Raw genomic sequence first — 25,763 nt, 5'->3', positions numbered from 1 at the left:
GATGACATGTGCCGGATCCGACCGTCCGGCAGTGGGCCCAAGTGGAAAGGGATGGTGTCCGTGTTCGAGACCGACGACCACCAGGACCTGCGCAAGGCTGTGCGCGCCTTCGCGCTCGCCGAGGTCGCGCCCCGCGTCGCTGAGATGGAATCCTCCGCCTTCGTCGACCACGTCCTTCCCGACCTGATCGCCCAGCAGGGATGGATCGGGGTGACCAGCCCTGCCGAGTACGGCGGCATGGGCGCCGGGCACCTCGCCAAGACAATCATGATTGAGGAGCTGGCCCGCGTGAGCGGCGCGGCCGCCGCGATCGCACAGGCGTCTCAGCTCGGCGTCGCCAAGGTCCTGCATTTCGGCACCGAGGAGCAGAAGCATCGGTGGCTGCCGCCGATCGCGGCCGGCGCCTGCCTTCCCACCATCGCCACCACCGAGGAGGACTCGGGCGGGCATGTGCTGGGGATGCGGGCCAGCGCCCGCCGCGTCGGCGACCACTACATCCTCAACGGCCGCAAACAGTACGTCGGCAACAGCCATGTCGGCCACGTACACGGCGTCATCGTCCGCACCGGCGACGCCGACACCCGGCCCTCCAAGAGCCTGTCGGCGTTCCTGGTGAGGGCGGACCTGCCCGGAGTCCGGCTCATCCCGCACCAGCCCGCTCTGGGCCTGCGCGGATTCAGCTTCGGCGACATCGTGTTCGAGGACGTCCGAGTCCCGATCTGCGACCGGCTCGGGGAGGAAGGCGACGGCCTCGACGTCGCCTACAGCTCATCGGTCCTGTACGGCCGGCCGAACCTGACCGCGGTGTCGCTCGGCATCCATCAGGGCATCGTGGACTCGACCGTCGAGTTCGTGACCACCCGGGTCCGCTACGGCGCTCCGCTGGCCGACCTGCCCACCATCAAGCACAAACTCGGGCTGATGCAGCACCGGCTCCTCACCGCGCGAGTGGCCGCTTACCACGCCGTGCACCTGCTCGACCACGGCGAACCCTGTGACGGCGAGTTGATGAGCGCGAAGTACGGCAACGTCGAGTCGGCGATGGACTCGGCCCGCACCGCGATGGAGATCCATGCAGCCGCCGGACTGCGCACCGACCGGGAGACGCAGCGGTACTACCGCGATGCCGCCTGCATCTACGCCCCCGCCGGAACCGGCGACATCCAACTCCTGCGCCTGGCCGAGGTCGCCCTCGGTATCGACCACGGACCGCAGTGGTCGGTCCGGTTCGCGCACGTGACCGCTCTTAACCCCCAGTCCAAACGCCACGAGCCCGCGGCATAACCCCTCCATTCCAACCGTCCTCCCCGCCCTGGCGTGGGGCAGGGAGGACACCCAACTCTCCTTCCCCGACTCAACGCAATCGACAGGAAAAGACGAGAAGTGAAAACCACCTCCCTCACCGCACCAGCAAAGAACTCGCCGTTGCGGGGCGACTTCGCTGAGGCGATGCACGCCAAGTACGTCGCCAAGGACGGTCACAAAGCCAGCAAGCGCAGGATCCTGATCGTCCCCGCCCTGCTTTTGGCCGTCGGCATCGGCCTGGGCGCCGCGGCCCGAGCAGGTCTGTCCCCCGCCTGGGCCTCGACGGTTACAGGCGCCCTGGCCGCCCTGATCGCCGGCTGGGCCGTCTCTGCCGTCTGCGTGACGTTCCGCGCCAGCCCACTGCGGGGCGTGGACTGGACCACCGCCGACGCCTACGAGCAGGAGCTCACCTCCGGTCTGCACCCGGATGTCCGTGCTGCCCTGGCCCGCGCCCAGGACCATGTCCGCCGGCGGTTGCCCTTCGCCGACCGCGTCCACCTGTACTCCCCCGAACACCTGCCCGAGCATGCCTGCGCCCTGGACACCACCGGCTGTGACTGCGCCCGCATGCGCGTCAACGCCGCGGTTATGCCCAACCGGCGGCACCCGGTCATCGTGGTCGGCGACCGGCTCCTGGACAAGCCTGCTGCGCTGGCCTACGTCCTGGCACACGAGGTCAACCACGTCCGCCGCCCCTGGCTGCTGATCTACGGCGTGCTGCAGGTGGTCATCCTGGCGGGCTGGCTGGGGATGGGCCTGATCCTCCCCTGGCACACCCTGGTCGTCGCCGCCCCAGTCGTGTGGGTAACGACCATGCTCCTGAGCTGGGTCAACGAAATCGCGGCCGACATCGCCGCTCGCACCACCGGCCCCGACGCCGCCCGCGCCTTCTGGACGATGCTGCGCGCCGCCCGCCCCACCCGCACCGGCCTGTCCCGACTCACCGGCGCCGTCATGGCGGTGCTCGCGCCGACGCATCCACCGATCACACTGCGCGCGGCCCTGGCCGACCGCATCGCCCACCGCCCTCTTCCTTCACCCAGAAGGGCCGATGAAGACCTCGATATGAAAGGGCCCGCACGATGACCGGACTGCGGCTCAGCTACATCAACGTCGAACACGGCGGCCGGACCGAAGCCGGGTTCTCCTCCTACTCCGGCGACGGCGGCCCCTACGACTACAGCAAGGTCACCGGGATGTTCCACGATGGGGACTGGCCCGACATCGCCGTGATCGGGGAGGGCGACCGGTACGAACTGAACGGGATGGAGGGCGCCTACGAGGCCGCCGCGGCGATGCGGGAGGCGGGCGGGCCGGCCTATTCCCCCTACCCGTGCTCGCTACCCCGCGAATGGGGCATGTTCGCCCCGGTCATCTACGTCAACCCGGAAAAGGTCGTGGTCCGCCGGTTCTACTCCCACCGGCTCCCCGACTTCGCCTCCCGGAACCGCAACCTGATGCTGTTCACCCTTCCCTGCCGCACCGACCCCGTCCGGATCGCCGCCACGCACGGCGACATCTACTCCGGCGACACCCGCCTCGCCGACAACCGGCGGTTCGATCGGCTCGCCGACCCGGCCATCCCATGCGCTCTGCTGGGCGATTGGAACACCGTCCCGAGCGGCCCGCACTTCGAGCCCGACGACATGAACAAGCCCGGCCTGCACAACCCGCGCGCGATCAACTACCGCGTCCAGTTCCAAGGCGGGGCCCGCCAGGCAGGCCCGCACATCTACGACACCCGCGCCCTGGACGCCCTGGTCGGATGGTGGAACCCCGACACCCGGCAACGGGAGGGCGGTATCGGCTTCCACCACGCCGCCGAACTCGCCCAAGACTTCACCCCCACCCAAATCGAGCGCCCCAACGGCCGCCAGTGCCTGGCGATCGACGGCATCCTCCTCAACGACCCGCTCCGTGACGCCTACGTGCCCGGCTCGTACCGCGTCCACGACTTCCGCGACCCCGACCACCCCGACTCCGACCACAGACGCATCAGCGTGACGGTCGACATCTAGCCCCGCCCTCCATGCCAAGCACCGTGATCTATCCGGTCGGTGAGACCGCCCCCATGGTCATCGCCGTGCGGCTGCGTTTGAGTGAGATGCGCCGCAACACCCGGATCTGAAGACCGCCGGGCCCGTCCGCGGCCCGGGGAGAGGAGAACACCGTAATGACCAGCACGAGGCCGACAGTGTCGGCGAGAACCCTGCAGGAGGCCGACGAGCTGTTCGTCGGTCACCTGACCCTGGAAGTCCCGTCGGCCGAGGCGCTCAACAGCAAGGAGACGGGCGACTCCGACACCTACACCGAAGAGGACTGACCCGTTCAGAACCAAGCGGCCCCCGGCCCGGATACATCGCCGCGTGACCCGGGCCGGGGGCCGCATCATGCCGGAAGGAAGTGAGTCAGGATGCTGAAGCTGCAAATCACCGCCCCCGCCGCTAAGACCGGCGCCAGCCCGGGTTTGGCGGCCGGATGGGAGTTCGACGGGAAACGGTGGGCCGCCCCGTGCGGGTGGTTCGAGCCCTTCCCACACGAGGCCCTGGAACACCAAATGGTGACCCGGCAAGACGGCGGTAGCGCATTCCTGCTGGTACGTGAACGCGCTACCGGGCTCCAAGACAGGCCGGACAGCCTCCCCACGCTGCGGGTTGACGCGGGCCCACTGAGCCTGCCTCCCAACCGGTACCAGGCCCACCGCGCCGAGGCCGCAGGCTGGCCCCTCGGCTTCACCATCATCGACCTGATCGAGACCAGGCACAACGAGACCAAGGGCGGTGTGGAAGTCACCTGCGGAGCGGTCAGCGCCGCGCCGCTCCAACTCGCCGCCGCCGACGGTGTCCTGCATGGTTCCTGGGACCTGCTGGACCTGTCGGCGTTCTGGTCGGCCGATCGGCTGAACCTTGATGACGTCACCCGGTTCTGCGTGATGCGCGCCCTGTACTCGTCCCAGACACTGCTGCGGGACGTGCTGACCCTCACCGAACGCGCGACCGCCCGGTTCGACGGCACCGGCCTGGCCATCACCTACCCGCCGCCCGCCGAGCACGCGCTGCCGCGTGAACTGCGGCCCGGAGCGGACCCGGTCCAGGTGTGGGAGCGGATGCTGGTCGAGGTGACCGGCCGGTGGGCGGCAGCCACGTCCGGGAGCGTGGCGGTGGAGCTGTCGGGCGGAATGGACTCGGCGGCCGTCGCGGTTGCTCTGGCCGACCTGCGCGGGCACGGGCATCGCGAAAGCATCCGCACAGGGGTGCTGCGACTGCCCGGAGAACCCGGCGAGCAGCAGATGTCCCGCCGCGCGGACATGATCCAGGTCCTGGAGCTGGGGGCCGACCATGTCGTGCCAATCGCCGAGCACGCCCCGTTCCGGCCGGGCGGGGCGCGTCGGGCCGGGGTGCCGTTCACGCCCCGCGACGGCAACACCGCCGAGGGGACCATCGTGATGCAGCAGCAGTTGGTCAAGGCCGGGGTCACGACTGTCTTCACCGGCGCGGCGGGAGACGACCTGATGGGGTTGAGGCCGGACGAGCGGCGCCGACTCGGGCAGCCGCGTACGCTCCGGCCCATGCCCGGATGGCTCGGGCCGGCCGGGCGAGACGCGGTCGAGCGCCTGGACCGGGGCCCGGTACCAGCACCCGTGCTGATGTACTCGATCCTGGCGGGGCTGGAGCCGCGCTGGCCCCAGACGATGCGGCAGGGGCTGTGGCCGGTGTCGCCGCTGGCCACCCCGGACCTGCTGCGTTTCACCGAGCAGCTCCCCCTGCAATGGCGTCGCCACAAACGGCTGCTGCGCACCTACCTGGCCCGGCGCGGCATGTCCGAGCAGACGGTATGGCCGGTGCTGCGGGAAAACTTCGCCCCCGTCATGGAGACCGCCATGCGCCGCTGGGGCGTCCCCCTCCTCACCGAGCTGGTTCGCAATGGGACGATCTTGGGCGACCTGGGCGTCATCGACCCCACCGCGGTCCTGGAAGCCTGCCAGGATGCTCGCGCCGGCGGGCCCGTAGAGGGGCTGTCCCGGCCGCTGATGATGGAGGCAGCGCTCCGGTCGGTCATCGGCGCCTAGCCGCTCCCAGGATGCGTACGGTGCGGCAGCACCGGCTCGCTGGAGCCCACTTCCCGCCGGCGCTGGCCGGGTGCGGCGCGTCCGTCACACGAGCCACGGGGATCGCCGTAGGCTCAGGGGACCGGTCTCCACCACGCGCCGCCGCCCCCTGGCGGCCACCTCGAGAGGGCATTCAGCGTTGTCGGATCAGTTCGCTCACCTGCACGTTCACACCGAGTACAGCATGCTGGACGGGGCGGCAAAGATCGGCCCGCTGGTGTCCAGAGCCGCAGAACTCGGGATGCCCGCGGTCGCGATGAGCGACCACGGCAACATGTTCGGTGCGTACGAGTTCTTCAAGCTCGCCGGCAAGGCCGGGATCAAGCCGATCTTGGGGATTGAGGCCTACGTGGCGCCCGAGTCCCGCCACGTTAAGAAACCGATCCTGTGGGGCGAGCCGCACCAGAAGAAGACCAACGAGCAGACCGGCGAGGGCGGTGACGTCTCGGCGTCGGGCGCCTACCTGCACAAGACGATGTGGGCCCGCGACGCCGATGGTCTGCGGAACCTGTTCAGGCTGTCCTCGCTGGCCTCCTTGGAAGGCCATTTCCGCAAGTGGCCGCGGATGGACGACGAGCTGTTCTCCCAGTACGGCAAGGGGATCATCGCCACCACTGGCTGTCCGTCGGGTGCGGTGCAGACCCGGCTGCGGCTCGGCCAGTTCGATGAGGCACTGGCCGCAGCCGCAAAGTACCAGGAGATCTTCGGCCGAGAGAACTACTTCCTGGAGCTGATGGACCACGGGCTCCCACTGGAACGCCGGGTGCGTGAAGGTCTACTGGAGATCAGCAAGAAGCTGGCGCTGCCGCCCCTGGTCACCAACGACTCCCACTACGTCACTGAGGACCAATCCGAGGCGCACGACGCATTGCTATGCGTGGGCACCCAGGCGCTGATCACCGAGCCGAACCGGTTCCGGTTTGGAGGGTCGGGCTACTACCTCAAGACCGCCGATGAGATGCGCGCGGTCGACTCCTCCGACGCGTGGCTGGAGGGGTGCCGCAATACCCTGCTCGTGGCCGAGATGGTCGAGCCCTACGACCCGGTGTTCGAACGCCGGGACCTGTCCGCCAAGTTCCCCATCCCCGAAGGGGAAAACGAGTCAACCTGGCTGCGCAAGGAAGCCGCGCGCGGCGCGGTGAAACGCTACGGCGACCCGGTTCCCGCCGAGGTCCTGGAGCGCATCAACTACGAACTGTCAGTGATCGATGAGATGGGCTTCCCCGGCTACTTCCTGGTCGTGGCCGACATCTGCAATTACGCCCGCGAGAACGGGATCTGGCTCGGCCCGGGCCGGGGGTCGGCAACCGGGAGCATGGTCTCCTACGTCACCGGCATCACCGACCTGGACCCCATCGAGCACGGACTGATCTTCGAGCGGTTCCTCAACCCCGAACGCGTCTCCATGCCCGATGTCGACCTCGACTTCGACGACCGGCAGCGCGACCAGATGATCCGCTATGTCACCGACCGCTACGGCGAGGACAACGTTTCGCTGATCATCACCTACATGAGCATCAAGTCCAAGGCCGCGGTGAAAGACAGCTGCCGCATCCACGGGCTACCGTTCGCCGTCGGCGACAAGATCACCAAAGCTTTCCCGCCCGCCGCCGCCGGCAAGGAAATCCCCCTGTCAGCGATCTTCGATGACAAACACCCCCGGTACGGTGAGGCCACCGAACTGCGGCAGCTCTACAGCGACGACGTGGACGTCAAACGCGTCATCGACACCGCTGTCGGCATCGAGGGTCTGACACGCGGCACCGGCGTGCACGCCGCAGGTGTCATCCTGTCGTCCGAGCCGCTGATCAACGTCATGCCGATCCAAAAACGGCCCGACGATGGCGCACGCATCACCGGGTTCGACGGCCCCTCCTGCGAGGAGCTGGGCGCTCTGAAGATGGACTTCCTGGGGCTGCGGAACCTGACGATCCTGGGCGACGCGATCGATAACGTCAAAACCAACCGCGGCATCGAGGTGAACCTCACCCAGATCCCGATGGATGACTCCAAGACCTACAAGCTGCTGCAGGCCGGGTGGACGCTGGGGGTGTTCCAGCTCGACTCGTCCATGATGAGGGACCTGACCAAGCTGATGGCCCCGACTCGGTTCGAGGACGTCTCCGCCGTCCTGGCCTTGGGGCGGCCGGGTCCGATGGGCGCTAACGCCCACACCAACTACGCGCTCCGCAAGGCCGGGCAACAGGAAATCACCCCAATCCATCCCGAGCTCAAGGACGCACTGGAACCAATCTTGGGCAACACCTACCACCTGGTGGTGTACCAGGAGCAGGTCATGGCGATCGCGCAGCAGTTGGCCGGCTACACCCTCGGCGGCGCCGACATCCTGCGCCGCGCGATGGGCAAGAAGAAGAAGGAGGAGATGGACAAGCAATGGGCCATTTTCTCCGCAGGGATGGCCGAAAAGGGCTACTCGGCCGAGGCCGCCCAAGCCGTCTGGGACGTGCTGGTCCCGTTCTCCCAGTACGGGTTCAACAAGTCCCACACCGCCGGGTACGGGATGGTGTCGTACTGGACCGCCTACCTCAAGGCCAACTACCCTGCCGAGTACATGGCGGCGCTGCTGACCTCGGTCGGCGACAACAAGGACAAGATGGCGGTCTACCTCGGTGAATGCCGCCGCATGAAGGTGAAGGTGCTGCCGCCGGACGTCAACGAGTCGGTCGGCAGGTTCGCCGCCGTCGGCGAGGACATCCGGTTCGGGTTGGACGCCATCCGCAACGTCGGGGACAACGTCGTGGAAGGCATCACCACTGCCCGCAAGGAGAAGGGCGCCTACACCGACTTCACCGACTTCCTCAGCAAGGTCCCAATGCCGGTCTGCAACAAGCGCGCTATCGAATCGCTGATCAAGGCGGGCGCGTTCGACTCCCACGGCCACGAGCGCAGGGCGCTGATGCAGGTCCACGAGCAGGCCGTCGAGTCGGTGATCAGCGAGAAGAAGGCCGCTTCGCACGGGCAGGACTCCCTGTTCGGCGGGATGGACGACGACGGCGGCGGCGCGCCAGCCCTGGCCGTCACGATCCCCCAGGGCGACGAATGGGAGAAGTCGACCTTGCTCACCTTCGAGCGGGAGATGCTCGGCCTGTACGTCTCCAGCCACCCCTTGGACGGCGCAGAACGGATCCTGGAACGCAACCGGGACGCTACCACCGCCGAAGTTAGCGAGGGCGGCCGCCAGGGCATGGTCCGTCTATCCGGGCTGATCTCCGGATTGTCCCGTAAGGTCACCAAGCAGGGGAACGCCTGGGCGATCATTAAGCTCGAAGACCTCGACGGCAGTATCGAGGTGCTGTTCTTCCCGAGCTCCTACCAGCTGTACTCGGCGGCGCTGGCCGAGGACGTGGTGATCAGCGTCCTGGGAAGGATCAACGAGCGCGACGGGAGCGTCTCGGTCAACGCCCAGGAAATGCAGATCCTCGACGTGTCATCGGTCACCGGGACCGAACCGCCCGTGGTCATCAGCGTCCCCAGCACCAAGATCAACTCAGAGAACGTCAGGGAGCTCAAGCGGATCCTCCAAGCGCACCCGGGCGACGTCCCTGTACATCTGGCGTGCATGACCCACGGCGGTCGGGGCACCCTCTACAACCTGGAGCTCTTCCAAGTACGGCCGGACCCGGCGTTCTTCGGTGACGTCAAGAGCCTGTTCGGCGCGAACGCGATCCACCAATATCAATGACACCGAGCGGCCAGGAGCCACCACGCGGAGGACCGATCGACATCGTGTCTTCCGCGCAAGCCCCTACGTGTCCGCGCTGCGGCGCGGAGGGGCTGTTGGCCGCGCGAGTCCCCCACCCCATCGACCGGCAGGACGGGCACCGCATCCACGGTACGACCGTGGTCATCCTGTGCCCGTCCTGCGACGCCGACCACCCCACCGGCGGGGCACTCATCACGTTCTTCCACGTCCATGGCCGCGTCGATGACGACACAGTGGCCCAGGCCGCCGAACTCATCGCGGCCTGGGTCGGCTCCATCAGCATCCCAGCACCCGACATCGAGCAGATCGATTCCGAGACCGAGGCCTGGTACCGCGGCGACCTGTAGCGGTCCCCAGATGACCGCATCATGTCAGGGCCCTCCTGACGTATGAGCGGGGCAGCATGTCGCCGCAGCCCCGCGAAAAGAGGGCGGGCGCTGGGAACTCGCGTGGAGCCAACCTTCAGCTCTCGATGTCCACTAGCGACAGCCCCAAAGCCCTCGCCATGGCCACGATCGTGAAATAACCCGGCTCCACCACTTCTGAGCGCTCGATCTTCCGGACGGTCGATACACACACGCCAGCGCGCACGGCCAACTGCTCCTGTGTCAGATCATGCTGCTCACGCGCCTGCCGAAGTCTGGCGGCAAGCCGCGAGGCCTCTGCCGCGTAGCGACTCTCAGATCTCTTCCGACGCCCCCGGATACCTGCCATTTTTCCGATCCAGGTGATAAATTATTACCGCTATAAATTTATCACTATGCCAGGGTAGGAGCCAGGAAGCCTGGGCCCCACACGCGAGGAGATCGAGATCATGGCGACACGTTCAGCCATCGAGTGGACAGAGGTGACGTGGAACCCCACAACCGGGTGCGACAAGATCTCCGACGGTTGCGACAACTGTTACGCGTTGGCGCTGGCCAAGCGGCTGAAGGCGATGGGCGTCGAGAAGTACCAGGCTGATGGTGATCCCCGGACATCGGGGCCGGGGTTTGGAGTCACCACGCACCCTGACTCGCTCCGGCAGCCCTACGCTTGGCGCTCACCTCGCGTGGTGTTCGTGAACTCGATGTCCGATTTGTTTCATGCTCGGGTACCACTGGACTTCGTCCGCCGGGTGTTCGGCGTGATCGCGGACACTCCACAGCACACGTATCAGGTGCTCACCAAACGATCAGCCCGGCTGCGCAAGATCGCCAGCCAGCTCGACTGGCCACAGAACCTCTGGATCGGAGTCTCCGTCGAGAACACCGACGCCCTTTCCCGCGTCGATGATCTGCGAACCGTGCCGGCCGCCGTGCGCTTCCTGTCTTGCGAGCCGCTCATAGGCCCGCTAACTAGGCTGAACCTGGACGGAATCGGCTGGGTCATCGCAGGCGGTGAATCGGGGCCGGGGCACCGGCCGCTCGATCCGGCTTGGGCGGAGGAAATACGAGATGCTTGCCTTGCCGCGAAGGTGCCGTTCTTCTTCAAACAGTGGGGTGGACGAACCCCCAAGGCAGCTGGCCGTGAGCTTGATGGCCGCCACTGGGACCAGATGCCAGCGCTGGCTGCTGCACGCTAGGGTGTAGCAGGCCCAAAGACTTGGTTGCGGCGCTTCCTATCGTTGGTCTTGAGCACGAGTTCGCCAGTGGCTCGTAGGCTCCTGACGGCCTGAGTCACGGCTGGCTCGATAGCGAAGCCGTACGCCTCACCGAACAAATCCCGTGTGTGCTCAACGAGTTTGACGTCACCGCAGCGACGGGTGAGAGCACGCAGGTTGGTAGTGATGATCTTGACGGCCTCGTCCTGCTCCTGTTTGATCAGCCACTCCATGTCGTTGTCCTCGGCCTCCCCGAACAGTCCTTGTTGCCCTGGCAGGTTGTCACTGTCGAGAGTGCCTAGGTGCTCCAGAAAAGCTCGGCGTGCTCTCCCCACGGCGTCAGCAAACTCCCACAAGCCCACCGGGCTCCGGGTCAGGAAAACCAGATGGTAGATCGGCTGTTGACCCAGACGTCGGCTAACCGGGATGACCACCGGCGTCATGGACGTGTCGCGGGCAATTCGCTCGGCGTATTCCTGCGCTACGGCGTGAGCAGCTGCTTCGAAGGTCTTGCCCTGGGGAGAATGCAAGGTACCCAACGCTGTCTCCCGCCACCATGCACCGCCACACGTCGTGTCCATCCGAGGGATGATCGACTCATCCATCATCCCCTTGTTCAACGCGCCGGTCGCACGTCTCGTAAGGTGCGCGCTGAAGTTGAGCAGGACCTCCGTCTGCGGACGCCGGCCTTGCCTCGGTCGACATAGCAGGTCCCGCAGCCGGTCGTACGGCAGGCCAGCGCCGCAGGGGTCCAAAAAGAGAAAGAGCGGCAAGCCGGTAGCCTGCTGGACCACGACGTCAAGATGGTCCTCGACGTTCCCCGGGCAGGACCGAGCCCGAAGACCTTGCTTGACGTACTCGTCGACGACGACCTTGAGTTCAACGTAGTTTTCTTGTTCTCTCTCAACAAAAACGGACGAGACGTCCCTGGAGTTACTGAAAGACCGAATCGCCCGGAGGATGAGTTCGGCCGATGCGGGGGTACCGTCGGGGTAGCGGCCACGCCCGGCGAAGCCGTCAAGAACCACTAGCTTCCCTCCGGTGGCCGTGCTGCCAGGCATGGCGATGAAGCGCGGCAGGTACTGCCGGAGAATCGCATGCTTGAAGATCGACTGCGCATGCCGGTCTCGGTTATCCAGCAGGCCACCAGCTGTACCTGTCGCCATCGCTCCCCCTCACTCAACCCGCACCTACAGGAGATCTACGTCACTCAACACCGCTTCGTCAACGCTTTCTGACAAACGTCGCGAGACAGCCTCTTGCAGCACTCTGCGACATCGATCTTGTAATCGCGTGTCCTTGCGGTAGCTCTCCAGGCTGCGCTTCGAAGCGCTACTCAACGAGCAGACTCGCGGCCGGATCCCTAGGCGTTGCCGGGATCGTGTGCATCGTTCCGGGCCACTGCGGGACGTGTCGGTCGCCGCAGGCTGAGCGGAAGTCCAGAGCAGAGTCAGATATTACTTGTGCGCTTTCGCGCGGGCGGTCCGCAACGTTGACGGCACCGCCCGCTCCGGTGAGGTGTGATGAGCAAACCTCGAGTTCCTTCCTGGCTTCCCCACCTGGGCACGTGTCATCCAGGCCGGCCGGGCCCGAGCAGAGACATCCGAGGGCACGCACTACCCGTACTTCGTCGTACAAGGCGACTATCGTTGACGAGTCGACCACCTGGAACATGACCCACCACGTGGATTCCCCCTTTGAGGACGCGCACGGCCCATGCTGAGGCTGTCCGAAATGGGGTGACCAGTGGAAACATTACGGCCGTCTGGCCGTCACCCCTCTGACTAGAAGGACACCACCGACTGATGGCAGTGACGCAGCAGGAGATCGAGAACCGGTTGTGGGACGCAGCCGATGAGCTGCGCGTGGCGATGCCCGAAGCGCAATACTCCTCCGTGGTCTTCCCGCTGATGTTCTGGAAGTACCTGTCGGACACCTGGGAGCACAATCACCAGGAGTTCCAGGCCGACAACGAGGGCCTGGATGACCTGTCCGCCGAGGAAGCCCACGAGATCGAATACCGCGACTACCAGTCGTTCGAGGTCCCATGTATCTCCCTCGGCACCGCTCAAGAACGCCGTGCGTCCTGGTCGTCCATCCTGGCCACCGTCACCCAGCCCGGCCTCGGCAAGCGTGTCCGCGCTTCCCTGCAGGCGATCGAGACGGCCAACCCCGACAAGTTCTCCCGCCTGTTCGGGTCCATGACCTGGACATCCGAGGAGGTGCTGCCGAGGGAAGTGCTGGCGGCGGTCATGCAGGCGATGGACCGCACGCCGAAGATGCACGAAGGCAACATGTCCCACGATGTGCTCGGCGGGGCCTACGAATACCTGCTGAAGCGGTTCTCCGACGGATCCGGCACCCGAGCCGGCCAGTTCTTCACCCCCCGCGAGGTCGTCGAGTTGATTGTCGAGGTCGTCGCCCCCCAGAGCTTCGAATCGGTGTACGACCCGACCTGCGGGTCGGGCGGCATGCTCATCGCCTCTGCGAACCTCCTGAAGGCCCATGGCGGGCGCGGCTACACACTCAAGCTGTACGGGCAGGAGGCTGTAGCAGACACCGCGGGCGTGGCCCGCATGAACCTCTTCATGCACAACCTCACCCAGTTCAAGGTCGAGGTCGGCGACACCCTAAGAGACCCGCGCTTTAAGAAGCCGGACGGGAAGGTCGCGCAGTTCGACGTGATCGTCGCCAACCCGCCCTACAGCCTGAAGTGGAAGCCCTGGACCGAGGACCCGCGCGCCATCGGCGGGGTCGCCCCACAGTCAACGGCGGACTGGGCGTTCGTGCAACACATGATCGCCAGCATGGACCCGAGGAAGGGGCGCGCTGGCGTCGTCCTGCCGCACGGCGTCCTCTTCCGCAGCGGTCAGGAAGCAGCCATCCGCCGGCGCGTCATCGACGACGACCTGCTCGAAGCGATCATCGGCCTGCCGGCCAACCTCTTCTACAACACCACCATCCCCACAGCGATCCTGGTGTTCCGGGCATCCGGCACCAAGGCCCCAGAGCGGCAGGGCGGCGTGCTGTTCATCGACGCCTCCAACCGGTTCGTCAAGGCCAAGAATCGCAACATCCTCACCAGCGCCGACATCGCCAACGTCGTGACGGCCTACCACTCGAAATTCGACGCCGACCACAACCCGGTGGACCCCGACGCAGACGGCGGACTCGCAGTACGATTCGTCCCCACCACGGAGATCGTGGCGAACGGGTACGACCTCAATATTGGCCGGTACATCAAGCAATGCGCCGCCGAGCAGGAAGATCTCGGCACCCTCATCGAGGCCTACAACCTTGCCCGGGCTGTCCGCCAGAAAACTGAGCAGCACATGCTAGAAGTCCTCGCAGCCGCCGGAATCGAGGGATTCGATGAGTGACGCCTGGCCCCATTTTGCGCTGGCCGAACTAGTCGCCCAGCGGCGGGACGCCCAGAAGATCGAGAGCGGCGTCGGGTACCGACTTCTGGGTGTGCGCTGGTACGGCCAAGGGGCATTTCATCGCGAGACCGTCACGCGCGAGACGTCTAAAGCCGTGACTGTCTACAGAGTTACACCAGGGCAATTCATTTATAACCGCCTCTTTGCAGGAAAGGGATCGTTCGGGCTGGTTCCGCCCGAGTTCGCTGGCGCATTCGTATCCAACGAGTTCCCGCTGTTCGACACGAACACCGAACGGATCTCGGCTGACTACCTGAACCTCTACTTTCAGCAGAAGCAGGTTTGGGACCACGTGGAGGCCGCCTCGACTGGCACGACTGCCAGCCGGAACAGGTGGAAGGAAAGCCAGTTCCTCGAACATCACATCCCACTCCCACCGCTGCCGACGCAGAAGCGAATCGTTGAGGTCATCAACGCGGTTGACGACCAGATCACCGCACTCGACGCCGAGGCTGAGGCACTAGCAGCAGTACTGCGTTGCCGACGTGCTGACCTCATCACCGATGGTTCGGTTGAAGCAGTGAGAGCTGAGTATGCCTTCGACTTCTCCACTGGCGTGCGTCGGACTCCCGACAGGGCGGCCGGCCCGTACATGACGCCCTACCTACGTTCCGCGAACGTCGGCTACGGGAGGCTCGACCTGTCCGACGTGCTGGAGATGAACTACGATCCGGCGGAGCGCGAAAAGTTCGGCCTCCGCTACGGCGACGTCGTGGTGTCGGAGGGCAGCGCAAGTGCGAATGCGGTCGGGATGCCCGCCATGTGGCGAGACGAGCTTCCAGGGCCTGTCTGCACCCAGATGACCCTGCTCCGTCTCCGGGCGCGGGAAGGGGTCTGCATCCCCGAGTTCGTCTTCCACTGGAGCATGTGGGCCTACGAGTCCAGGGCCTTCCTCGACGTTGCGGGTGGCACCAACATCAAGCACATCAGTGCCAAGCGGGCGAAGGGCATGGCAGTGCGTCTACCGTCGCTCGACCGCCAACGCGAAATGGCAGTGGAACTTGACGCCATGGGGTCTGCTTTGGAGGCGACTCGCTCGGAGGCCACCCGCCTCCGCGAAGTCCGGGCAGGGCTGCTGTCTGGGCTGCTGGACCGCACCGTCGACATCGAGTCTGCTTCGCTGGAGGGGTGAGTCGTGGTGAAGGGCATTCGGGAGCACGAGTTTCAGAACCTGATGATCCAGTGGTCTCTCCCGATGGGCTGGGCCTTCACTGCGGGCAGGGCGTTGCCGCGTGAGACGACGCAGACGGTTCTCGTCGGCCAGTTGCGGGACGCCATCCTCCGGCTCAACCCTGAGGTGATCGACGGGTTCGACGTGGACGCGGTGGTCGAGGAGATCGTCGCCATGGTCAACGCCGTCGAAGGCGGGCTGGTGCGGGCCAACGAGCAGGTGCTGCACCTGCTGCGCGGGCTCAAGGAGTTCCGGGACGCCGACGGCGTGTGGCATGCCTTGAAGGTCATCGACTTCGAGCATCCGGCCGCCAACACGTTGGTGGTGTCGGACGAGGTGACCATCACCGTCCCGGGCAAGACTTCCCGCCGGTTCGACCTGGTGTACTGGGTCAACGGCCTGCCGCTGGTGGTGGTCGAGGTGAAGTCCCCGACCTCGAAGTCCGCGTGGGTGGACGCCGCCCGCGAGATCAACGACGTGTACGCCACCGAGTACCCGTGGTTCTTCACCCCCAATGTCTTCGCCGTCGCCTCCGACGGGCTGAAGTTGCGGTTCGGTGCCGCCGGCGCGGCCACGAACCTGTGGCAGCCGTTTCGGTCCACCGCTGACGACGAGAACCTGTCCGGCCAGGCGGACGTGCAGCGCTCCGTCGAACTTCTGCTCAACCCGGCGACGATCCTGGACATGCTCGCCAACTTTGCTCTGTTCGACACCTCCGGGGGCGGGGCGGACAAGAAGTATCTGCCCCGCTATCCGCAGATGGAGGCCGCGCACCTGATCCACCAGCGGGTCCTGGCGGGCGGGTCGAAGGGCCTGATCTGGCACCACCAGGGGTCGGGGAAGACGCTGCTGATGGTGTTCGCCGCCTCGCTGCTGCTCACCGACGCCCGCACCGAGTCACCCACGATCATCCTGCTGTCGGACCGGACCCACCTGGTCCGGCAGACCTCCGGGGTGTTCACCTCCGCGATGGGCGACGCCTACTTCCACCAGCCCGCCACCAGCCAGGAGCTGCGGACCCTGCTGGCCGACGACGTGCGCGGCGTCATCTCCACAACCGTCCACAAGTTCGCCGACGCCGGCAAGAACCTCTCGACCCGCGACAACATCATCGTGATGGTCGACGAGGCGCACCGAACCCAGTCCTCCCAATCCAGCTCCTTGGCCGGGCAGATGCGCGCGGCGTTGCCGCGCGCGAAGTTCTTCGGCATGACCGGCACCCCCGTCCGCAATCTCGCCACCGACACCTTCGCTCTCTTCGGCGAGGAGAGCGATCCGGACCGTGTGCTGCACCGGTACTCGGTTTCACGGTCTCTGCAGGATGAGACGACCGTCCCGGTGATGCTGGACCCACACCCGGTCGCGTTCGAGATGGATGATCAGGCGTTGCAGGCCGAGTTCGACCAGTTCGCCGACGAGTTCGACCTCGACGACCCCGACCGGGAGACCCTGTCCCGCAAGTTCGGGCGCCTGACCAGCGTGTTCGCCAATCCCGAGCGCATCCACGCGGTCTGCCAGGACATCGTGGACCACTACCTGGCCGGCGCCTACCGCAACGGCCTCAAGGCCCAGGTCGTCACCTACAACCGCGAATTGGCCGTCGCCTACACCGACAAGCTCAACGAGCTGCTGGCCGGGTTCGAGGCGTCCCAGGCGCTCGCCGAGATCGGCACGCATGACCGGATCATCGCCGAGGTGAACATCTCGGTCTCCACCGCCAAGGACGAAGACCCCGCCCTGCGGCCGTTCCGGCTCTCAGAGACCGAGGAGGAGGAGCAGAAGCGGCGGTTCCTCACCCCCGACGACCCGCTGTGCTTCCTGGTCGTCACCGCCAAGCTCATGACCGGGTTCGACGCCCCCAACGAGGGCGTCCTCTATCTGGACAAGCCGCTGAAGGCCCACACCCTCTTCCAGACGATCACCCGACCCAACCGCACCTGGGTGTCCCCTGCCGGGTTCGTCAAGACCTCCGGGGTGGTCGTGGACTACATCGGCCTGGCCGAAGAGGTCCAGCGGGCCGTCGTCGACCCCGCATCCCCGGGCGCGGCCGGCCGCGGCGGAGGGTTCGTCACCGACCTGTCGGAGCTGGTCGCCGAGTTCCGCACCGTCTTCGCCCGCATCGAGGACCTCTTCGCCGACGTCGAGGACCTGGACCTCACCGTCCACGGATACGAGTCCGTGCGCGCCATCAACATCTTCCTGGACGCCAACCCCGGCGCCGCCGAGGTGTTCAGCAGGGACTACCGGCTCCTGGCACGCCTGTATCCGCTCATCAGCACCGACAAGCGGGTCGCCAAGTACCGGGACGGCTTCGCGCTGTTCGGGTCGGTGTACACAACCCTGTTCAAGAAGTCCTCCGACGAGGAGCGCAAGGAGCGGCTGGCCGAGCTGGGGCCGATGGTGCTGGACATCATCAACGCCCACGTCCACTCCTTCACCGCGGTCGCCGCGCAGGAGGAACCCCTCATCCTGGACGCACAGGGCATCGCCATCCTCAAAGAACTGCTGGGACTGGTCCGCCGCAAGCCCGGCGGGCGCGATAATGAGGATGAGACGCCGCCGTCCGCGGCGGAGATCCTGGACCGCATCAAGGCCGCTCTCGACGAAGGCGTCGAACCGGGGTCGGCGCGGTACACCGCCTTGGCGGAGCGGATCAGGCTACTGCGGGACCGGATCATTCAGAACGCCCAGGATGCCCTGGAGTTCCTGTCCGAAGCGCTCCGGATCGCCCGCGCCATCGTAGACGCCGAAAAGCACCCCGACGAAGCGGTCGTACTCGATGACGACCACGTGGGCGTCCTTTCGCGGATCATTCACGACCACGCACCACCCGGGCTCACCGTCACCGAAAGGAACCTGGCCGAGGAGATCGACCAGGTGGTCACCCGAACCCTCGCCGGCTCCTGGGACAACGCCGACGCCCGCAACCGAGGCGTCCGCCGCGCCACGGCCGCCGTCTTCCGCCGGTACAGGCTGAAACCGGTGGGGGAGCCGTACGACTCCACCGTCGCCTACATCGAAGCTCACTATCTAATTGATTGATTTGAGCTCGGCCAAGATGACACCGATGGTGGCGGTGTAGGTGTCCTCGTCCTGCGGGATTGTGGTCTGAGGCCCAGCTATCGGAGCGTGGGGCGGGGTCGGCTGACCTTGTCGCACCCAGTTCCTCATCAACAGCAATGCTGGAGCTTTAGGCGGGTGCGGTTTCCAACCGCTCGGGCGTCATCGTCGCATAGACGCGCTGTGCTTTGATGCTAATACTCGCAGGCAACTGGTCCAACACCTCGGGCTCGTCACATTGCAGCGCCTGAAGTGCGTGGATGCAAGCGATCGTCCACTCCTCATGGAAATCACTATCACCGAAATGATCACGGGCGATTTTTCCGGCGATGTATCGCGAAGATCGTTCTTCTTTAGCAGGCTGACCGGTGAGGCCGTCGAGGTAATCGAAGTCCTGCTTCTGTGGAATCTCGGTGCGAGCGACCTGCTGGTACGTCTGCGTGTATCTGCCAATCGACTCCCGGGAGTAGCCAGCGCGATAAACGTGCGCGGCGTGGAGGCCCACGAGCATACCGATGGTGTCCTGCGCGTCAGTCAACCGGTAGAGCAGCATCCGCGGCCACTCGAAATCGGAAGTAGTTTGACTATAGGAGAGGACTTCCTGGAGACGGTCGACCGTCTCGGTGACGAGGCGGGCGGTTGCAGCTAGGAGCTCCTCCGGCATGGGCTTCTCTCTCATGCCCACAACGCTAATTGGGGCAGCGCGCTTTGTTTGATGACGCGCCGCGTGTCCATGCCCAGACTTGGAAGCAGGGCGCAAAATGTTGGCCAAACACCCATGGACCAATAAGGGAATGCGTTCTCGAATCGAGACATGAGCGGTTATCTAGCAGAGATAGACCGTCACCAGGGTGGCTGCATGTTTGCGAACGATGAACAATATCCCTGATTATCTCTATTGTCGATGCCAGTCGGTCGTCAGGTCGAGCCCGCGGTCACCGATCCAGACCTCCTCGCCGCGCGTGGGCGACCTGCAGCACGCCCGTGTCGGAGAGGTCCTCCAGCCAGACCGGGACGGCGAGTTCGGCGGCCAGGCGCTCGGCGTCACGGACCGGGATCCGGAGCGCCTCACCGTCCCGGTCGACTATCCGCGCAAGCCGTCCCAGCTGCGCGGCCGCCCATGCGGTACGGGCCAGCTCAGTAAGCGGGACACCGCGGTCGGCGGCGGCGGCCTTGTCGAGCGCGTCGGCCAGCGGCGGGCCACCAGCTTCGACGCCGGGTGCGCGGCCCGCTTCGGCCGCACGAACTGCTCACCGGTGACGGGATGCGCGCCATCCATCAGCGCCCGCGCCCGGGCCTTGTCGGCCTCGTCCCGCAATGCGGTCCCGGCCTCGATGCCGACGTCGGCCAGGCCGCCGCCGAACCAGGTCAGCCGGTTGATCCCCTCCATCCGTAGCCGACCCGCGCGTCCTCCCGACCGCCCTCGACGCCGGGTCCCTGACCGGGTCGTGGCCGTGGGCCAGACCACAGCCGACCGATGCCTGCAGCCGGTCATCGACCTGCTCAACGGAGGATGGGAACCAGACCTTTGACGACCAATTCCCCGCACGCACCTACCCACACGATTACCATCGTGCGCCTTGTAGTGCCGCAGCCTAAGGACACCATGACCGCTTTAAGTACTTCGGCCGCCGTCGCCGCGCTCGACCCCGACATCACGGTCAGCCAGATCGATGCCCTTTGCGGCCAGGACGAGCAGGTCTTCAGCCTCCTGGCGGTCGCCGAAGCGACACTCAACCGCGTCCCCGCCGCCGTCACACAATGGCTCTGGTCACCGCAGGTCTGCCACAAGTGGGAACAGACCCTGGTGATCCAGGAGGGCGCTCACCAGCGCTCCTGGTGGAACAAGATCATCGAACGCGGGATGGAAGACCCCGACACGCTCTCCGCCGACCGCCGAGTGGCCTGCATCCGGCAGCGCCGTCTGGAAGCTCACCGGATCGTGACCGCACGACCGGCAGATGTCCGTTCCGCTCCCGACACTCCGCTCACACCAGACATCCGAAGGCTCCTCGATCTCGACGACCGTCGGTTCCGGAGTCTGGTCGCCCGCGATGTCCAGCACGTCGAAACCCTCGATGAGCTGGCGCACCCCGCCCTCATCGCCCGCTGGCGAGATGCCCTTATCGATCTGGGAGAGGAGACCTTCACCCAGATCGGGATCAAACTCGGCCCCCACCACCTGGACACCGCCTTCGCCGTGCCCGACCGGCACCTGATCCATGCCCGGCACGAACCCTCTATCGATGAGTGGATACCGAAACTGACCTTCCTCGCTCACCTGCGCGCCCGGCTGATCGAGTGCGACCACATCCGGAACACCCGGCATACCGGCAACCACGAGCAACTGATCGATACTCGTCCCGCAGGGCCCTCGACTCTCGACGCCGATGCCCGCCTTCTCAGCCTGTACGAGTGGGACGTCAGATGGATCTCCAACGGGCGGCGGGTCTGGCTGGACGCCTGGCAGGCGCCGAACTGGCGTAAGGCCGGCCGGCTCATCGTCACCGTCTCGCGCCGCAGAGCCGCAGGGGCTGGGAAATGGGGCAGGCCCGCCTATGTGTTCCACGGCCGCGGCCAGCGCGGATACGCCAACCTCACCGGACGTGACGCACTTGAGTACCTGGCGCGCACCAACCCGCGCGCGGCGCCAGCCCGTTGCTTCAAGAGCATGGTGCCCCACACCGGCGATCACCTCAGAGAACTCGTCCCCCCAGACGGTTATCGTTGGCGGCAGCCCTATCCGCCAGAGCTGTGTACGAGACCAGCCTGAGCCCGATCACGCAGCCGACCGAACGCTCGACAGGTTCGACCAAATGCTCGAGAAACGCATGGCGGCCGCCGCTGTCGGGCTCTAGGGTCGCCGTGGCGGAGAGCAGCGCTGTACGGGCTGCAGCAACTGGCTGTGGATCAGCTTCCGGTCAAGTGTTCGGGCGGCCTGGCCGAACATCATCAGCGCGCAACGGCTCTCGGTGCGCTGTTCGAGGCACTGCAGATGCCCCGCTACGCAGCCGTGCGCGAACTCGTCGCGGAGAACGCCCTTCATAGACTGGTCTACCGAGATGCAGCGCTGGACAAAGCTCAACGATCGACAACTGGATGTTCTGCGGCGTATCGACGCCAGTGCCGACCCAGTGACCCGCCGAGACCACGACCTTGCACAAACCGTATACGCCCTACGGCGACGCGGCCTGGTGACCACGCCGATCGAAGACGGCACCTGGCGGGCCGAGATCACCGAAGCGGGCCGCCACTACCTAGAGCACGGACGGTTTTCGGAAACAGCCGACACGCCGCGGTCACCCGCCAAGCAGCCGATCATCACCGCCGACGCACTCGCTCAGCGGCTGCGCGAGGAGGGCACCGTCCGCGTGCTTCGGCCAGACGAACGGACCCGCGCCGCCTACCGGAAGGCCATACACGCGATCAAACAGGGCGGCCTGGTTCCGAATGGGTTCGAGTTGCTCCACACCGGGCGATCGAGCGGTGACCTGATCGTCCGGCTCTCGGACGGGAGCCCGGAAGCTCAGACCGAATGGAACCGGATCCGACTCGGCGCCCGCGATCTGATCAGCAGCCCCGCTGGCCTGGCCGGGATGATCGCGGCTAATCCCGAAATACTCCAAGTCTCCGAAGGTGAACGGCCACGGGCGCTGCGGATCGTCCAGTCCCTGGCCAACGAGGCCGAACAGCGCGGCCATTGCCTCGCTCTGTCACGGAAACGCAAGCCCCGTGGCCTGTTCCTGCAAATTGACAGCGAGAACCGTTTCGACGTGGCACTCAGCGAAGAACACGAGGAAACGGAGCTGGTGCCTGATGCGCCGGGCAAGCAGCAACGCCGACTATATTCCTGGCAGCGGATCGAACCCGAGGTCATATCGAATCCAACCGGCCGACTACAGCTCGCTTTAACCTTTAGACGCGGCAAGACCGAAACATGGACGGACAACGAAAAGGAAGGTCTCGAAGCCCGATTGCCGGACGTCATCAAGAAGGCAGAGGAAGCCGCAAAGGACGCAGAGCACCGCCGGCAGCAAGCCGAACGAGAACACGCGGAATTCATCGCGGAACTGGACAGGGAAGAAGCAGAGACCGAAGCCCGCTGGCATACCGCGATGACACGGGCAACGGAACGAGCAACCGAAGAACACCGGCGGCAGGTCCTCACAGCGCTCCGGGAAGGCTGGAACTCAGCCCGGGAGATCCGCGAACTGTGCGATGCGTTGGACACCGCGAACTCCGGACACGCGAACCTTGCGGAGGCGGCCCAGATCCGATCCTGGCTCGGCTGGGCGCGTGCGCTCGCCGATCGGCTGGACCCGGTCGAGAACCTCCCTCGCCTGGCTGGCTCACAGTTCGAGTTCGAGCCACAACCCGACGATCTACGCCCCTACCTCGGAGACTGGAGCCCAGACGGGCCGTACCAGGAATACCGCCGCCCCCACTCAGGAACGCAGCAGTCCGTCAGCGACCTGTACCGGGAGGGCTGGAGATACGGACGCCCAGGTCGCGCGCAATGGTGGCGGCGATAGCGTGATGTCCCTTCCGCCGCAGCGCAGTGACGGCAGCTTCCACCACTGCACCCAGCCGTTCGACCTCGGCTCGCAGCGCCTCCAGTTCGTCGTAGCGGTCGGCGGCTTCCTGACCGCACCATTCGTGCAGGACCCGGGCGACGGCCTCCCAGCGTTCGAGCTTCCGCGAGGTACGGAGCCTGCCGTACGTTGCGTTCTCGTGCTCGTCCCGCACCTCCGCCACCCTGTGGAGCACAGCCCCCAACACATCATCAGGCCGCCGGACCGCGATCCGCGCAGCAATCTGCATCGTCATGGGCCAAGCCGCGATGTAGGTGCCGTGCCTGTCCCTGAAGCCGTCCACGCTATCGTCCAGTTCCGCCTCGTCCCACCCCAGCCATTCAGCTGCCTTGGCCGGCTCGGCTACTTCGAGAACACCCGCCCCCGGTTTGGTCGTCCGAAAGCGGAACAAGCCGGTCGCCTTGACCGCGTTGAACACGTGTTTCGCCGCCTCAAGAGCCGCGGTTCCATGGGCATGCTCCGAATTCTTGATCGCGGCTTCCAGGCGCTCGTCATCACGCCGCACCCTCTCCACCTCGGCCCAAGTCACGGGCAACCGGTCAGGTGAGGCCCACTCCTGCACGCCGGCATCCTGACCATCGAGCAACCGGACGTGCACACAACCCGGACGCCGCGGATGATCAAGGTACACGATCTCCACACGCACCAACCTCCCGCCACGGGTGTCGCCGCCGTCCCTGTATGCCCAGATCTCGCCGATATCCATGAAACCCATTGAAGACGCGCCGCACCATCGGGCGGCGACTACAACACGATTTCGTTATGGGCACTTTGGTTAGCCCGGCAGGTGAACACCGCATCTGCGTGGGGGTCCGCATCAATCCGGCCGTTCAGCCGAAGACTATGCACCAACCGGAATACGGTGGGGCGCGACGAACGATGAATGGGCGGGCCATGTGCTGTCGGGGCGTGTCGCCCCTCGGACACAAACCTTTTGCACATGTGGAAGCCGGGGTCACCCAGGCTTCCACTAGTTGTTTCTGCGGGTAATACGTCATCCTCAGCCCGAGCTTCGCGTACAGGTCGGCCTTGTCGTCCGGGCAGGCGTGGACGACCGCGTGGGCGAGTTCGCCGGTCTGGTGCAGCAACTCCGCCAGCGCGTCGCTGGTGACCGCCTGGTCTGCGGGGACGGCGCGCAGCTCACCCTCCAGCCGAGCGCGTTCCTGCTCGGTCTCGTTGATCCATTTCGCGACCTGCACGGCGTCGGCGCCCGCGTTGAGCGCGGCGCGGTACTGATTGAGGCGCTGGTCACATGTGGCGAGCTGCTTGCGGAGCTGGGTGGCGGCCGTGTTCTCCGTGACACTGGCCTGCGCGGTCATCGCCTCGATCGTGGCCTTGATGCGGGTCGGTGAGAACGCCGTGACGAGCCAGGTGTCGATGTCCTCGATGATCTCGGCCTCGCGCAGGTAGACGACCTTGGGGTGGACGACCTTGTTGGCGAGCGCGTACTCGGCCGGGAACCGGCACCGGTAGTAGGCCTGGTCGTTGTTCCAGTTGCCCTGCATCTTCCGTTCGCAGTACCCACAGTGCAGGCACCCCCGGAACGCGTAGGGACGTCGGGTCCGGTGCGGCTTGTGCGTCGCAGGGCCACGTCCGCGTGAGGCGAGGATGACCTGGGCGCGTTCGAAATCCTCGACCGAGATGAGCGGCTCGTGGGCCTGCTGCTCAGACCAGACCCACTGGTCGCGGTCGTTCCAGCGCAGCCTGGTGGTGTGGCCGAGTGCGACATCGTCGACGTCGAGGAGGACCTCGTCCTTGCGCTGCTTGTTCCAGACCTGACGGCCTGTATAGCGCGGATTGGTGATGATGACTCGCACAGCCGACTTCGACCAGGCCACCTGGACCCGATGCTGGTTGCGGTCCGGATCGGCTGCCGACGGGGACGGTACGCCTTCGCGGGTGAGTTCCTCGGCGATGTCGAAGATGCCGCGCCCGCCGATGAACTGGGCGAAGATCCACTTCACCACCAGCGAGTAGGCCGGATGCGGGACCAGGCGGCGAAGGCGCTTGCCGTCCGCCGCCTTGGCCGGGTTGGGATGAGGTCCGGCGTCGATCAACTCGTAACCGTAGGGCGGGCGTCCGCCGAGGTAGCGGCCCTCGGTCGCGGTGATCGCGGCCATGGCCGAACGGACGCGGATCTTGATCCGGTTGCGCTCGCCCTTGGACAGGCCACCGAAGACACCCATGATCATGTCGTGGGCTTCATTCGCCGGATCGATCGCGCCGCCGACCTCGGGCACCCACAGCGGCACCCGGAAGTGCTCGAACAGCGGGAACGTCAACGAGTACTGGTTGCCGTAGAAGGCACGGTGCGGCTCCCCTACCACGACCGCATCGAAGTCCCGAGCGGGGCTCTTCAGCGCCTCGATCAGCGCTGAGGCTTGCGGACGCCGGGCCCACGGGATCGAACGGGATTTGTCTATGTCGAAGTACTCGGCGACGATCATCCCACTCTTGGGCTCGACGAGCGCGGTCGCCCGGCGGAGTTGCCAGGCACGTGAGGCTGCAGGGTCCTGGTTGTCCTCGGTCGAGACTCGCCCGTAAAAAGCGAACCTCAAGTCATGGTGCTGCTCGGCCCCGTGCGGCGAAGGCGTACTCGTGAGCGTCATTCGTTCTTCTCCTGTACCTGCTCGGATTCCGGGTCCGGTCGGGAGCGTGCGGTGAGCACGATCCGCAGCAGGATGCGAGCTGCGTCCGGCGAGAGCCTTGGCGGCTCGTCCGGCACCGAGACCCGGATCTGTCGTCTGGTCTTGTCCGGGGCACTCATCGAGCGACCGCCCC

The 25,763-nt window shown here is 65.9% G+C and carries 20 protein-coding genes; 13 read left to right on the top strand and 7 right to left on the bottom strand.

Annotation, left to right across the window (positions count from 1 at the left end; genetic code table 11):
* Positions 1–51: 51 nt before the first annotated feature.
* From ACQEU6_RS32150 to ACQEU6_RS32120, 7 genes are all read left to right on the top strand, one after another.
* Positions 52–1,284 carry an acyl-CoA dehydrogenase family protein gene (locus tag ACQEU6_RS32150; protein ID WP_499336853.1) on the top strand — a complete coding sequence of 411 codons (1,233 nt, stop codon included), beginning with the start codon at positions 52–54 and terminating at the stop codon, positions 1,282–1,284.
* A gap of 165 nt (positions 1,285–1,449) precedes the next feature.
* Positions 1,450–2,391 (top strand): M48 family metalloprotease, encoded by a 942-nt coding sequence (locus tag ACQEU6_RS32145; protein WP_499336851.1) that lies wholly within the window; start codon positions 1,450–1,452, stop codon positions 2,389–2,391.
* Positions 2,388–3,323, top strand: a complete 936-nt coding sequence (locus ACQEU6_RS32140) for a hypothetical protein (protein ID WP_499336849.1) — start codon at positions 2,388–2,390, stop codon at positions 3,321–3,323. The genes ACQEU6_RS32145 and ACQEU6_RS32140 overlap by 4 nt, the downstream gene beginning before the upstream one ends.
* Before the next feature lie 155 nt (positions 3,324–3,478).
* A complete protein-coding gene (locus ACQEU6_RS32135; RefSeq protein ID WP_499336847.1) occupies positions 3,479–3,628 on the top strand; it encodes a hypothetical protein in 150 nt (49 codons plus the stop codon).
* 234 nt (positions 3,629–3,862) lie between these two features.
* Positions 3,863–5,374, top strand: coding sequence for a hypothetical protein (locus tag ACQEU6_RS32130; RefSeq protein WP_499336845.1), 1,512 nt, complete (start codon positions 3,863–3,865; stop codon positions 5,372–5,374).
* A gap of 178 nt (positions 5,375–5,552) precedes the next feature.
* Positions 5,553–9,116: a DNA polymerase III subunit alpha gene (dnaE, locus tag ACQEU6_RS32125; RefSeq protein WP_499336843.1), complete on the top strand. Its 3,564-nt coding sequence runs from the start codon at positions 5,553–5,555 to the stop codon at positions 9,114–9,116.
* On the top strand, positions 9,113–9,484 hold the full coding sequence (locus ACQEU6_RS32120; RefSeq protein WP_499336841.1) for a DUF6300 family protein: 372 nt from the start codon (positions 9,113–9,115) through the stop codon (positions 9,482–9,484). Before dnaE ends, ACQEU6_RS32120 begins: the two co-directional genes overlap by 4 nt.
* Positions 9,485–9,599: 115 nt before the next feature.
* Here ACQEU6_RS32120 and ACQEU6_RS32115 read toward each other — a convergent pair whose 3' ends face one another.
* Entirely contained in the window at positions 9,600–9,851 is a 252-nt protein-coding gene (locus ACQEU6_RS32115; RefSeq protein WP_499336839.1) for a helix-turn-helix domain-containing protein, read from the bottom strand.
* Positions 9,852–9,951: 100 nt separating this feature from the next.
* Here ACQEU6_RS32115 and ACQEU6_RS32110 point away from each other — a divergent pair, with 100 nt between their 5' ends.
* Complete coding sequence (locus ACQEU6_RS32110; RefSeq protein WP_499336838.1) at positions 9,952–10,701, top strand: DUF5131 family protein; 750 nt, start codon at positions 9,952–9,954, stop codon at positions 10,699–10,701.
* Here ACQEU6_RS32110 and tcmP read toward each other — a convergent pair.
* On the bottom strand, positions 10,698–11,885 hold the full coding sequence (tcmP, locus tag ACQEU6_RS32105) for a three-Cys-motif partner protein TcmP (protein WP_499336837.1): 1,188 nt from the start codon (positions 11,883–11,885) through the stop codon (positions 10,698–10,700). The two genes, ACQEU6_RS32110 and tcmP, sit on opposite strands and share 4 nt — an antisense overlap.
* Positions 11,886–12,524: 639 nt before the next feature.
* On the opposite strand from tcmP, the gene ACQEU6_RS32100 reads away from it, so the two are divergent.
* The 3 genes from ACQEU6_RS32100 to ACQEU6_RS32090 are packed head-to-tail and all read left to right on the top strand — an operon-like array spanning position 12,525 to position 18,372.
* A complete protein-coding gene (locus ACQEU6_RS32100) occupies positions 12,525–14,099 on the top strand; it encodes a type I restriction-modification system subunit M (RefSeq protein ID WP_499336835.1) in 1,575 nt (524 codons plus the stop codon).
* On the top strand, positions 14,092–15,291 hold the full coding sequence (locus ACQEU6_RS32095) for a restriction endonuclease subunit S (RefSeq protein ID WP_499336833.1): 1,200 nt from the start codon (positions 14,092–14,094) through the stop codon (positions 15,289–15,291). Before ACQEU6_RS32100 ends, ACQEU6_RS32095 begins: the two co-directional genes overlap by 8 nt.
* A gap of 3 nt (positions 15,292–15,294) precedes the next feature.
* On the top strand, positions 15,295–18,372 hold the full coding sequence (locus ACQEU6_RS32090; protein WP_499336831.1) for a type I restriction endonuclease subunit R: 3,078 nt from the start codon (positions 15,295–15,297) through the stop codon (positions 18,370–18,372).
* 148 nt (positions 18,373–18,520) lie between these two features.
* Here the strand turns inward: ACQEU6_RS32090 and ACQEU6_RS32085 are convergent, their stop codons facing one another.
* Complete coding sequence (locus ACQEU6_RS32085) at positions 18,521–19,069, bottom strand: hypothetical protein (RefSeq protein WP_499336829.1); 549 nt, start codon at positions 19,067–19,069, stop codon at positions 18,521–18,523.
* 405 nt (positions 19,070–19,474) lie between these two features.
* On the bottom strand, positions 19,475–19,780 hold the full coding sequence (locus tag ACQEU6_RS32080) for a hypothetical protein (RefSeq protein ID WP_499336827.1): 306 nt from the start codon (positions 19,778–19,780) through the stop codon (positions 19,475–19,477).
* A gap of 183 nt (positions 19,781–19,963) precedes the next feature.
* On the opposite strand from ACQEU6_RS32080, the gene ACQEU6_RS32075 reads away from it, so the two are divergent.
* Entirely contained in the window at positions 19,964–21,163 is a 1,200-nt protein-coding gene (locus ACQEU6_RS32075; protein ID WP_499336825.1) for a hypothetical protein, read from the top strand.
* A 289-nt stretch (positions 21,164–21,452) separates the two neighbouring features.
* Positions 21,453–22,922, top strand: coding sequence for a hypothetical protein (locus tag ACQEU6_RS32070; RefSeq protein ID WP_499336823.1), 1,470 nt, complete (start codon positions 21,453–21,455; stop codon positions 22,920–22,922).
* Here ACQEU6_RS32070 and ACQEU6_RS32065 read toward each other — a convergent pair.
* The 3 genes from ACQEU6_RS32065 to ACQEU6_RS32055 all read right to left on the bottom strand — a co-directional run bounded on the left by ACQEU6_RS32065 (position 22,855) and on the right by ACQEU6_RS32055 (position 25,749).
* Positions 22,855–23,688 carry a hypothetical protein gene (locus tag ACQEU6_RS32065; RefSeq protein WP_499336821.1) on the bottom strand — a complete coding sequence of 278 codons (834 nt, stop codon included), beginning with the start codon at positions 23,686–23,688 and terminating at the stop codon, positions 22,855–22,857. The two genes, ACQEU6_RS32070 and ACQEU6_RS32065, sit on opposite strands and share 68 nt — an antisense overlap.
* Before the next feature lie 124 nt (positions 23,689–23,812).
* Entirely contained in the window at positions 23,813–25,591 is a 1,779-nt protein-coding gene (locus tag ACQEU6_RS32060) for a recombinase family protein (protein ID WP_499336819.1), read from the bottom strand.
* Positions 25,588–25,749, bottom strand: coding sequence for a hypothetical protein (locus ACQEU6_RS32055; RefSeq protein ID WP_499336817.1), 162 nt, complete (start codon positions 25,747–25,749; stop codon positions 25,588–25,590). The genes ACQEU6_RS32060 and ACQEU6_RS32055 overlap by 4 nt, the downstream gene beginning before the upstream one ends.
* Between the last annotated feature and the right edge of the window lie 14 nt (positions 25,750–25,763).

Origin of the sequence: Spirillospora sp. CA-108201, assembly GCF_050936235.1 — a bacterium.
GTDB lineage: Bacteria > Actinomycetota > Actinomycetes > Streptosporangiales > Streptosporangiaceae > Spirillospora.
Note: the sequence above shows the minus strand (reverse complement) of the source record. Positions and strands in the feature narration are given on the sequence as shown.